Annotated in this window: 9 protein-coding genes; 4 read left to right on the top strand and 5 right to left on the bottom strand. The window is 58.4% G+C overall.

Annotated elements, in window-relative coordinates; translation table 11 throughout:
• The first annotated feature begins 19 nt into the window (after nucleotides 1-19).
• The 3 genes from JZX87_RS00320 (at nucleotide 20) to JZX87_RS00310 (ending at nucleotide 2,326) form a co-directional block, all read left to right on the top strand.
• Nucleotides 20-373, top strand: coding sequence for a DUF6867 family protein (locus JZX87_RS00320; RefSeq protein ID WP_112454103.1), 354 nt, complete (start codon nucleotides 20-22; stop codon nucleotides 371-373).
• Between the two features lie 140 nt (nucleotides 374-513).
• Nucleotides 514-1,638 carry a branched-chain amino acid ABC transporter substrate-binding protein gene (locus JZX87_RS00315; RefSeq protein WP_148145816.1) on the top strand — a complete coding sequence of 375 codons (1,125 nt, stop codon included), beginning with the start codon at nucleotides 514-516 and terminating at the stop codon, nucleotides 1,636-1,638.
• Nucleotides 1,639-1,825: 187 nt separating this feature from the next.
• Nucleotides 1,826-2,326 carry a PAS domain-containing protein gene (locus JZX87_RS00310; protein WP_206822937.1) on the top strand — a complete coding sequence of 167 codons (501 nt, stop codon included), beginning with the start codon at nucleotides 1,826-1,828 and terminating at the stop codon, nucleotides 2,324-2,326.
• Nucleotides 2,327-2,642: 316 nt separating this feature from the next.
• On the opposite strand, the gene JZX87_RS00305 is transcribed toward JZX87_RS00310, so the two are convergent.
• The 5 genes from JZX87_RS00305 to JZX87_RS00285 form a co-directional block, all read right to left on the bottom strand.
• Complete coding sequence (locus JZX87_RS00305; RefSeq protein ID WP_206822936.1) at nucleotides 2,643-3,569, bottom strand: response regulator; 927 nt, start codon at nucleotides 3,567-3,569, stop codon at nucleotides 2,643-2,645.
• Nucleotides 3,562-6,948 (bottom strand): hybrid sensor histidine kinase/response regulator, encoded by a 3,387-nt coding sequence (locus JZX87_RS00300; protein WP_206822934.1) that lies wholly within the window; start codon nucleotides 6,946-6,948, stop codon nucleotides 3,562-3,564. The genes JZX87_RS00305 and JZX87_RS00300 overlap by 8 nt, the downstream gene beginning before the upstream one ends.
• Before the next feature lie 183 nt (nucleotides 6,949-7,131).
• A complete protein-coding gene (locus JZX87_RS00295; protein ID WP_148145812.1) occupies nucleotides 7,132-7,476 on the bottom strand; it encodes an SMR family transporter in 345 nt (114 codons plus the stop codon).
• Between the two features lie 3 nt (nucleotides 7,477-7,479).
• Nucleotides 7,480-8,040 (bottom strand): TetR/AcrR family transcriptional regulator, encoded by a 561-nt coding sequence (locus JZX87_RS00290; protein WP_148145811.1) that lies wholly within the window; start codon nucleotides 8,038-8,040, stop codon nucleotides 7,480-7,482.
• A 75-nt stretch (nucleotides 8,041-8,115) separates the two neighbouring features.
• Nucleotides 8,116-8,847: a DUF1194 domain-containing protein gene (locus JZX87_RS00285; protein WP_206822932.1), complete on the bottom strand. Its 732-nt coding sequence runs from the start codon at nucleotides 8,845-8,847 to the stop codon at nucleotides 8,116-8,118.
• Nucleotides 8,848-9,101: 254 nt separating this feature from the next.
• Here JZX87_RS00285 and JZX87_RS00280 point away from each other — a divergent pair, with 254 nt between their 5' ends.
• Nucleotides 9,102-10,994: an acid phosphatase gene (locus JZX87_RS00280; RefSeq protein WP_206822930.1), complete on the top strand. Its 1,893-nt coding sequence runs from the start codon at nucleotides 9,102-9,104 to the stop codon at nucleotides 10,992-10,994.
• Nucleotides 10,995-11,176 lie beyond the last annotated feature (182 nt).

Here is an 11,176-nt window from a genome sequence, read left to right as displayed (position 1 = left end):
GCCAGCGGGGTATACTGACATGCAGGGCCTGTTTTTCGAAACCGATACGGTGGTCCGCTATTTCCTGCGCGGCATCGTGCTTCTGCTCGGCTTCTGGACCGCCTGGCGGTCCGGCAAGGCCGCGGCCGAGGGCTGGAACGGCTATCGCGAAGTCGTGATCTATGCGGTCCTGCTCACCGTCGCCATGCAGTTCCTGCATTATGCGCTGTTCCAGGGGCCGTTCATCAACGCCTTCTACTTCATTCTGGACCTCATTCTCCTGTTCGGCTTCGCCCTTGCGGGTTTCCGCATCCGCCGCACCCGGCAGATGGTCCAGAACTACTACTGGCTCTACGAGCCGACCTCAGCTTTCTCATGGAAGAAGAAAGATTGACACCAGAACAGTTCTGAATTCAGATCGGTTTTGGCAAAGATAAATACACCAAAAGGTGGAACAGCTTCCGGCGCAATAATGGTGGGTATTGTGTCGGACCCCAAAAAACCTCTCACCTCATAATAACTGGGAGTTATTCTATGAAGAAGTCTCTTCTTTCCGCAGTTGCGCTGTCGGCCATGGTCGCCTTCGGTGGCAATGCATGGGCTGATATCGTCATCGCCGTCGGTGGTCCGCTGACCGGTCCGAACGCAGCCTTCGGTGCACAGCTGCAGAAGGGTGCCGAACAGGCTATCGCCGACATCAATGCTGCTGGCGGCATCAACGGCGAAAAGCTGACGATCGCGCTCGGCGACGACGTCTCCGACGCCAAGCAGGGTGTATCTGTCGCCAACAAGTTCGTTGCCGACGGCGTCAAATACGTGGTCGGTCACTTCAACTCGGGCGTTTCGATCCCGGCTTCGGAAGTCTATGCCGAAAACGGCATCCTCGAAATCACCCCTGCTGCGACCAACCCGGTCTTCACCGAGCGCGGCCTGTGGAATACGTTCCGCACCTGCGGCCGTGACGACCAGCAGGGCGGCGTTGCCGGCAAGTATCTTGCCGAAAAGTTCGCTGACGCCAAGATCGCCATCATCGACGACAAGACGCCTTACGGCCAGGGTCTCGCTGAAGAAACCAAGAAGGCTTACAACGCCCTCGGCAAGAAGGAAGTCGTGCGCGAAGGTGTCAACACCGGCGACAAGGACTTCTCCGCTCTCATCTCCAAGATGAAGGAAGCCGGCGTTTCGATCATCTATTGGGGCGGTCTGCACACCGAAGCCGGCCTGATCATCCGCCAGGCGAAGGACGCAGGCCTCAAGGCAACGCTCGTGTCTGGTGACGGTATCGTCTCCAACGAACTTGCCTCGATCGCCGGCGATGCCGTCGAAGGCACGCTCAACACGTTCGGCCCCGACCCGACGCTGATCCCGGAAAACAAGGCACTGGTCGAGAAGTTCAAGGCCGCCGGCTTCAACCCGGAAGCCTACACGCTCTACTCCTACGCCGCCGTCCAGATCATTGCCGAGGGCATCAAGGCTGCCGGAAGCGCGGACGACGCCGAGGCCGTTGCCAAGATCCTGCACGAAAAGGGTCCGTTCAAGACCGTTCTCGGCGACATCGCCTTCGACGAAAAGGGCGACCCCAAGCTTCCGGGCTACGTCATGTACGAATGGAAGAAGGGTCCGGACGGCAAGTACAGCTACTTCCAGCAGGGCAGCTAAGCTCTAGCGACATATGATGCTTCATGGAAAAGCCCGGTTTCGACCGGGCTTTTCTCGTTTCCAGGTAAGCAATCGTTCTGTTACCCCCAAAAAAACGGGGCCAATTCTTAATAGGTCATAAACTGTAATTTACGAATTTCTTATATTTCAAATAAGTGATCTGAGAATGTTTCAGAAAAGGATTCGCATGTTCCCGCTGAATACTGAACTCAGTGCTGCATTTTTATCTTGTGGGATGGCTTTTTTCAGTTGGGATCTGGCTGAAGATCGGTTCTACGGCGACGTTGCCTTGGCGGAGCTCTTCGATATTGACGCGAGCGTCATGGCTGCGGGGCTACCAATCCTGTCGCTGATCGAGCGAATATCCGTTGAAGACCGCAGTAGGGTCGCTGCATCCATTCATCGAGCAATTACCAGCGGCCTTGTCTATCAGGAGCAATACCGCATCAATCACGGCAAACGAGGCGCCGTGGATGTGCTTTCCGTCGGTCGTTGTCTCAGGGATGATGCAGGGATCCCATTCATCTACAACGGCACGATCATGGAAATTTCGAGCAGCGTCGCCTCTTGCATTCCCGACCCGCTTGCCAGTCACTGCAGGTCGGCGCTTGAGCTTGCCCAGAAACGAGGCAATGATCTTGCTGCGCGTTATCTTTCTTCAGCGCTGAAGGTCATCGGTGCCGCTTGAGCGGGAACGGGCGGGAATTTCGCCAGCTTCGCGATTACGTCAAAAATCTTGGCTTCCTTTTCGGAGGCCGACAAGTGTCGTCGGTTGCTGTCCTGTTTCAACGTCTTTACGAGGTTGAGGAGGGAGGCGATGGAAGAGTTGCTATCGTCAGATGTCATCAGCTCGACCTTGTGGGTACCGTGATTCTCTATCCGCTTCGCTGCGGCGCAACAACGAACGTCAGATTGTAATTAGGAATATAATATATTCTATTTGGAGAATGTAACTATGGCGTACATTTTTCCGAGGTTCGCGTGGGTGCCAAGGTCAGGCGTATTCAGCTGTCCTCATGCAGGACATGTGCTGCCCTCACTGCCGCCGATGCCCGGTTTTCCACGCCAAGCTTGACGTAAATCTGCTCCAGGTGCTTGTTGACCGTGCGTGCAGAGAGGCCAAGAATTTCGCCGATGTCGCGGTTTGATTTGCCTTTGGCGATCCAGAGGAGGACGTCGGATTCCCTTGCCGTCAGCGGGAAATGCTGGCGCAGGACTTCAGCGCCGGGCCGGCGATTGTTCGCCGTCAGCCGGAACAGGAATTCATCGGCACTCAGGCCTCCCAGATAGGAGAGCTGCAGGCCCTTCTCGTCGCCGTCTTCTAGCGAGAAGGCGGCATCGCGCGAAAAGCCTGGACGATCGCGCTCAGCCATCCATGTCGCGATGCGCCCGGCAATCAATTCCAAACCGTCATCGCGGTTGGTGGCGGCATTGATCAGCCGGGTTGCCTGTGGCGTCGACCATTGAATGCTGCCGTCGGCCCTGACGGCAAGCAGGTGCCGGCCGGCGGCATCGAGTGCAACTCGGGCGCTCTGAGCAGAACGGGCATTGGTGAGATGAACGCGGATGCGGGCTCTGAGTTCATCGATGTTGATGGGCTTGGTCAGATAGTCGACGCCGCCTGATCCAAGTGCGTGGACGACATGCTCCGTCTCGGTGAGGCCGGTCATGAAAATCACCGGTACCTGTGCTACACCGGCATTGGTTTTTAGCCGGCGGCAGGTTTCGAACCCGTCCATGCCGGGCATGACTGCATCGAGAAGAATGAGATCGGGCGTGATCTTGTCGACGATATTGAGCGCCGACAGACCCGATGTTGCGATCAGTACGGAGAAGCCGGATTGCTCCAGTGCTTCGGTTAGAAAGCCGAGCGCATCGGGGCTGTCATCGACCAGGAGAACAATGTCGCGGGGCGTCGTGGTGTCAGCCATCGCTTATCTCCTCCTTGTCCAGGCGTTCCAGAAACTTCATGTAGCCGGCCATGTCGAAGGCCTTGAGATAGAGACCAAGCTCGTCCGCGAAGGGGCGATTGGTCTCGTCAGCGGCAAGATCGGCAAGCTTGGCTTCTATACCCCGCACGTAACCAATCTCTCCAAGGCGCAGCAAGTCCTGCAGATGGCTCGTCCCCGGACTTATGACCGGTTTTTTCGCCGCAGCGATGGGCAAGGGCGGTGTTTCGCCCTCATAGACCCAGGAGAGCCCGAGATGCGAGGCGAGCTTGTCGGCGAGCCGGCGCAGATTAACCGGCTTGGAGAGCGTATCGTCATGGCCTTCGCCCGCAGCATCGGCCGTCGTTCCGTCGCCGATATTGGCCGAGAGCATGATGATCGGTGCATTCTGCCCTTCATCACGCAGGCGGGTGACGAGCTGCCAGCCGCTCATGCCAGGCATGGAAATGTCGATCAGGAATATGTCGGGCTTCACCCCTTCGATCAGCGTCAGGCATTCCGGGCCGCCGGCAGCGGTCAGCACGACGAAATCCATGGGAGCCAGCACTTCCCGCATCAGGTCACGGTGATCCTGATTGTCGTCGACCACGACAACCGTGCGGCGCGGACCGGTGTAGGAGACGATCTTGCGCTCGGTGGCGGGTGTGGTGTTCGGCCGCTCGACGGCAGACAGCATCAGTCTCACGCGGAAGGTCGAGCCTTCGTCCTTGACGCTCTTGACCGAGATCTCGCCGCCAAGGGTATTGGTGAGAAGCTGGGTGATGGTCAGGCCGAGACCTAGCCCCGGCATCGGCCTCACGCTTTCTGCCTCGCCGCGCTGAAACGGTTCGTAGATCCGGCCGAGGTCTTTTTCGGCAATGCCGCGCCCGGTGTCTGAAATGGTGAAGGTTGCGACCTGGCTACGATAGGCGATCTCGAAGCGCACCCTGCCTTCGTCCGTGAACTTTATCGCGTTGGACAGCAGGTTGACCAAAATCTGCCGCAGCCGCTTTTCGTCGGTGCGGACATAGTGCGGCAGTGATGCGGCTCTGATGTGCTCGAATTCCAGCCCCTTGGCCTGAGCCTGAAGGCCGAACATTTCGACGATCTGGTCGAGAAAATCCTGGATATTGATCTCGTTGGAATAGACCTGCAGACGGCCCGCCTCGATCTTTGATATGTCGAGAAGACCGTCTATGAGGCCCGAAAGATGGTCCGCCGAACGCTTGATGACCTTGATCGCCGACTGGCGCGGGGCAGGGATGGTCTCGTCACGCTCGAGGATCTGGGCGTAACCGAGCACGGCGTTGAGCGGCGTGCGCAATTCGTGGCTGAGGCCGACGACATAACGGCTCTTGGCGCGGTTGGCTGCCTCTGCCGTTTCCTTGGCGTCCTGGAGTGCTGCGTCGGTCTTCTTGTGGGCGGAAATTTCTTTCAGGAGCAACGTGTTCTGGCGCGAGGATTCCTCTTCCGCCACGACTCGGCTGTCATGGGCGAGCACGTAGAACCACGAGACGATGCCGGCGATGATGGCGAAGACGAAAAAGACGATGGAGATCGTGCCGTAGATGATCTCCGCATTGGCCGGTGCCGCTTCGCCCGCCTGATAGGCGACCATGGCAAGAATCGAGCCGATCAACGAGATCGAGACGACGGCTGTCGTTGCATAACGTCCGAGCCGTGTGGTCAGCTTATCGATAATCCGGTCGGACAGGAAAGTCCGGGCGACCGTTCCAACCTGTGTGTTGAGGCGGGCATGCGGCTTGCACATATCATGGCAGCGGCTGTCGAGCGAGCAGCAGAGCGAGCAGATGGGCGCCGCGTAGGCCGGACACCAGGCCATGTCCTCGTGTTCGAAAGGATGTTCGCAGACGGAACAGGTGATCGAACCGAGCGTCTTCCAGCTCTGGCGCGGTTTGCGGGCCAGGTAATATTTGCCGCGGGTGGCGAAGGCGATCGCCGGGGAGATTACGAAAGCGGACAAGGTAACATAGGTCGCGAGCGACACCATCAGCTCGCCAAATGCACCGAAATGTGCGGCAAGCGCAATTGTCGTCGCACCGAACATGGCGCCAAGGCCGACCGGATTGATGTCGTAGAGATGGGCGCGCTTGAACTCGATGCCAGGAGGGGAAAGGCCGAGCTGTTTGTTGATGAACAGATCGGCGGAGATCGTGCAGAGCCAACTCATGGCGACGATCGAGAAAATGCCGAGCGTTTCCTCCAGCAGCCGATAGATACCAAGTTCCATCAACAAAAGCGCGATGGCGACGTTGAAGACCAGCCAGACGACGCGGCCCGGGTGGCTGTGGGTCAGCCGCGAGAAGAAATTCGACCAGGCGAGCGACCCGGCATAGGCGTTCATCACGTTGATCTTCAACTGCGAAACGACGACGAAGGCGGCCATCAGCAGCAGTGCCGCAGTCTCGTTGGGGATCATGTAGCCGAAGGCTGCCAGATACATGTGCGCCGGATCGGCTGCCTCGTTTGCTGGGACAGCCGTCGACAGGGTCAACACGGCGAGGAAGGAGCCTGCCAGAAGTTTCGGCACGCCCACCACCACCCAGCCGGGGCCGGCAAGGAAGACGGCGAACTTATGCCGCCATTTGCGCATGCCCTCAGGAGGCAGGAAGCGAAGGAAGTCGACTTGCTCGCCGATCTGCGGCATCAGCGCCAGAATGACAGCGGATGCTGCTCCGAATTCCACGAGGTCGAAGGGGGCAGTGCCGCCGATCTCGCCATTGGAATGCCCGATCCCGGCAAAGGCGCGCCAGAGATCGAATTTCTCCCAATCGAGAAAAGCGATGAAGATGAAGGGCAGGACGTTGAGAACGATCCAGAAGGGCTGGGTCAGGAGCTGAAAGCGTGAGATCAGTTGCACGCCGTATATGACGAGCGGGATCACCACGATTGCGCTGATGATGTAACCGAGCCAGAGGGGAATGCCGAAGGCGAGTTCGAGTGCGCCCGTCATGATGGATGCCTCGATGGCAAACAGCATGAAGGTGAAGCTGGCATAGATCAGCGAGGTGATCGTCGAGCCGATATAGCCGAAGGACGCGCCGCGGGTCAGGAGGTCGATATCGACACCGTGGCGGATCGCGTAACGGCTGATCGGCAGCCCTACAAGCAGCATAACGACCGCAGCCGCCATGATGGCGAAAAAGGCGTTGGTCGTGCCGTAGGAGAGCGTGATCGCACCACCGATCGCCTCTAGCGCCAGAAAGGAGATCGCGCCGATCGCCGTATGCGAGATACGGCTGGACGAAAATCTTCGCGCGCTCTTTGCGGTGAAGCGAAGGGCATAATCTTCCAATGTCTGATTGGCGACCCAGCGGTTATATTCCCGCCGGACCGGAATGATCCGCTGTCGCGCTGCCATGCCTTGTTTTTGATCCCTTGGGAGGAGTGATCGTCAAAAAGGCACTTTCGATGCTGGATCGCGGTTTTGCAACCGAATTGACGCGGTTAGAGCGTTTCGGCTGCCGGAATCGCTAAATCGCTCTATTCTTTATTTCCACGCAATTCCGGACACAAAACCGGTACCCACTTTTGCTGGCATTGCTCAGTGCGCAACCGTCTTCGAAAAGACGTTGACGATGACAACGCCGGCGATGATGAAGCCGAGACCGATCATTGCTGCCATGTCCAGGCTCTGGCGAAAGACGATCAGGCCGACTGCCGAGATCAGCACGATGCCGAGACCGCTCCAGATCGCATAGGCGATGCCGACCGGCAGCACGCGCAGCGTGATCGACAACAGATAGAAGGCCGCGCCGTAACACAGAGCCATGCCGAGCGTCGGCAGGATGCGGGTGAACTGCTGACTCTGCTGCAGAAGTGTTGTGCCGACGACTTCCAGTGCGATGGCGGAGAGCAGCGAGCCGTAGGTGATAAGGGCGGGATTCACGTCTTATGTCTTTCGTGTCATTGATATGAGTTGTTCGATCAGGGCGTCCTGGCCTGTCGCCTCGACGCCCGAATATTCCAGAAGGCCGGCAAGCCAGAGGCCATCGGCGGCATAACGGGCAATGCCCAGTTCAGGTCCGGCATCCGTTTCTGCGTGTCGTGCAAGCCGGGACGCGTACCAGTCGGACCACATCGCCTTCATCTCGGGATCCGTCAGCGAAGAGAGGGGAAGCGCGTTCCAGTTGCTCGCGCCCTGGCTCTCGGCATTGGCAAAGGCCCGGATGTAAGCGCGCGTGAAACGGCCATAGGCGTCCCGGTCGTCTTCCAGAAGCGCATCGATCTGGGCGTCCAGTTGCTCCAGAAGATCGTGAAAGACGGCCTGAACGAGCGCCTGCTTGTTGGGGAAATGGTGCAGCAATCCGCCCTTCGTCACATGCGCAGCATCCGCAACCGCCTGCAGTGTTACTGCAGGCAGACCCTGTTCCTGCGAGATCTGGGCGGCGCAATCCAGAAGCGCGCGGCGAACGATTTCCGGCTGTTTCTTGCGTTCGTGAGCTTCAGTCATACCTAAACATACCAGATGGTCGGTTTGTTTTGCAAGTCGTCGAACGATCACATGTTTTCGTCGTCACTCATCGATTCAATGGGGCGCAGAAGAGGGGTGGGCAACACTTGCAACAAATCTCGGCGACAGTTCGCGTTTCAGCTTCTGACGGATAGCAGCCGCGTAATCGTCCTGACTTCTGATTGTCATTGTGAAGCCGCCGGTGCCGCGTATGACATCCTGCGCATAATATGCGGCAAGACCGTCATCATCATCGGCGATCGCAAGAGCGTTGATCGTCACGCCCATCCTAATCGTCCGTAGGCGGGCCTGATAGAGCGTCGCCCTGACGCGCTGTTTCGGCAGCATCGTCTCGCGGCCGTCGCCGGACAGATTGATGATCAAGCGCCGCGCACAGACGCCGGGCTCAGATAACTTGTCGAGGGCGGACCAGAGGCCGCTGCCGATATTGGTGTCGCCAAAGACGTGCCGTTCGTTTCGCTCCAGCCCCTGGGCAAAACCTTCTGCTCCCACTCCGTCATAGACCACGAACCAGCCGAGATCTTCGGTCGGAAACTCGCCGTCACCCCAGAACACCGCGGAAAGCATCACCGTACCGGCATCCTTCAAGGCCGACACGACGCCATCATCCCTGAGGGCTGCCGCTATCGCCGATTTCTGAAACCGATATTCGCTGTCGGTAACGCTGCCCGATCCGTCGATCGCCAGTACCAGTGCGACATCGGCGCATATTGGCTGAGCCGATGCGACGCTACCGCATGCCGAAAGCAGCAGCGTCAGCGACGCCGCTTTCCCCCATCGAGACATTTCGTTGCCCTCCAACCCCGCTCGATTGGAGTATTTTAGCACATCTTTAAATTCTGGACATGAAGAAATGTGGAGCGGCGGAATACGGTGGTCGGCAGATCTCTAACAAACACTCCGCCGAACTTGCATCCGGTGATACACCTATCTCGATATGGCGATGGAATTGAACCGGTGAAAGCCATGTTGCCGCAACATACATGTAACAAAGTCGCGCTAGTTAGCTGATATCCCTTCATGTTTTTAGAGGTTTTACAGTGTCTGTTTCGATCAGGTTTCGCGGTGCAACGGCGCTTCTCACCGTGCTGCTCCTTTCGCCATCCATAGTTTTGGCGGAAACACGAGCGGCACCTTATGTGGATACAGGCGCCAGCAACAAGCGCGGCGATGCCTGTTTTGCGACCAAGGACACGAATGCCGCTGTCCATGTTCTATCCGGTTTTCTTGAAGTCTGGACACCGCGTTCGGCTTTTGTCGATGCAGGGGTGGAAGCGCCTGCGAAGGGTAATTGCCCTGCAATCAGCAAGTCTGACTGGGATGGCATTCCGTACAGCGCCACCGACGGTACGATTGTCAATCAGGCGCTGCACAGGGCCAATATCGATTATGTGGTGAAAATCACGCGCGGCCGCACCGCCGAACAAGCACTTGCCGCGTATCTCGATGATCGCCGCGGCAAGAACGCCAGCATTGTCGATGGCCTCGGTCCCCTGGCCGATGCCTGGAGAGAAGGCGCCAGGCAGACGACGACGATTAGGGATGTCGCCGCAGACGCAGCCACGGTCAAGCATGATGACGATGGCAACAATCGCGGCCTGGGAAGCCAGCCTGACGAGGAGGCCAAGACTGCGGCCAATCCCGATCTCGGCCTGGCTGTCGATTTCATCAACATGGCAAGCGAAGAAGCTTCGACGGAGCCCGCTAAACGTTATTTCAAATATGCTCGCCCCTATCGCTGGAGCAACGATGTCGTGGTGCTGCCGACGCTGGAGCCGGCCAAAAGCCAAAAGCCGGCCGAAGATGGCGGTTTCCCGAGCGGCCATACGGCAGAAGCTTGGCGCGACGCGATTGCGATGGCCTATCTCGTGCCGCAGCGTTACCAGGAAATGCTTACGCGGGCCGCTGTGATGGGCGACAATCGTATCATCGCCGGCATGCATTCGCCCTTTGATGTGATCGGCGGCCGGGTGCTGGCAACGGCGCAGGTCACCTACAATCTCAACAGGTCGCAGAATGCGGATCTGAAAAAGCAGGCTTATGATCAGGCACAAACCTGGCTGAGCGCAAAGGTCGGTGTGGAAAGCGAAAGCGAACTGGCACGGTTCGCCCAGTCACAGCCGGTATCCAGTGATCGCTTCGCGGATCGCGCCGTCAATGCCGCCCTGATCGAAAAGACGACGACCTACGGCCTGCCAGCAATCCATCCGATCGACCAGCCGGCCCGCGTGCCAGAGGGGGCAGAGGTGCTGCTCGAAACGCGCTTGCCTTATCTCGACGCCGATCAGCGCCGTGACGTGTTACGCACCACCCAGATCCGTTCCGGCTTTGCCGTTCTCGATGACGAAGAAGGCTATGGCCGCCTCAACCTTTTTGCTGCCGCCGATGGTTACGGCGCATTCGATGCGATGACCACGGTGACGATGACAGCCGGGAAGGGTGGCTTCAACGAGATCGATACCTGGAAAAACGACATTTCCGGCAAGGGCGGCCTGACGAAACGCGGTGATGGCACGTTGGGCCTGTCCGGCACCAACACTTATGGTGGCGGCACCATGGTCGAAGCCGGCCTGCTGGTTGCCTCTTCGCAGTCGGCGTTCGGCACCGGCAATCTCGAGATCGCCGGCGGTGAAGTTGTCATGGCCGCACAACAGCCGGTCCTTCTGGGCGGAACTTTCAGGCAGGCCGATGCGGGCCAGCTGACGCTGGTTGTCGAAGGCGGCAAGCCTGTCGTGGCAATCAAGGGGGCGGCACAACTTGGCGGTTCGCTTGTGGTGCGGATGACCGAGGATAACCTGCCGAAGGCTGGCGAAAGCATTCAACTGATCAAGGCAGGCTCGCTTTCCGGAACCTTCTCGAAGGTCGAGATCAATGGCGTCGAAGGTAATGTCGAATACACGCCGGACGGTGTGATCCTGACCGTTGGCAAGTAATGCTCCGGTAAACCGAACGGACTGATCCGATCGCCGCGACCGCAATGATTGCGGCGATCGACGTCCCGCCGCAACCTGCTACCACTTTCCCCCTCTGCATACGTCATTTTGCGTATGTGGTTTTGGGCTGTCGCACCCGATAGTCCCCTCAGGCAACGGTCAACGTCACCGTTGTGCCAACA

This window comes from Agrobacterium sp. Ap1 (assembly GCF_017313375.1).
GTDB classification, from domain to species: Bacteria; Pseudomonadota; Alphaproteobacteria; order Rhizobiales; family Rhizobiaceae; genus Neorhizobium; species Neorhizobium cellulosilyticum.
This window is presented reverse-complemented; position numbering and strand designations above follow the sequence as displayed.